The organism is Flavobacterium solisilvae, from assembly GCF_012911605.1.
GTDB classification, from domain to species: Bacteria; Bacteroidota; Bacteroidia; order Flavobacteriales; family Flavobacteriaceae; genus Flavobacterium; species Flavobacterium solisilvae.
The window spans coordinates 1-243 of the sequence record NZ_JAAMPT010000043.1; the positions used below are offsets into that span (position 1 = coordinate 1).

Annotated in this window: 1 protein-coding gene; it reads left to right on the forward strand. The window is 39.9% G+C overall.

The features are described from left to right. The coding region (locus tag G6042_RS00205; protein ID WP_169522310.1) for a hypothetical protein at window positions 1-243 on the forward strand (243 nt) is incomplete at both ends.

The following is a 243-nucleotide window of genomic DNA, read 5'->3' on the forward strand; positions in this document are numbered from 1 at the left end:
CCAACGATCCAATTAATTTGGTACAATATGTTTACATCGCTGTTTCGGGTAACAATACCATCGACCATACCGGAAGAAAGTGTTATACCGTTGTACCACAAGGTTACATCATCAACCCGTTGCCAACAGTAGATATTGTTGGCACCAATAATGTGTACCAAATCTGTGAATCCGATCCAACAGGTAACGACAACACCGAAGTATTTGATTTAACGAGCCAAATTCCAGATTTATTAGAAGGCA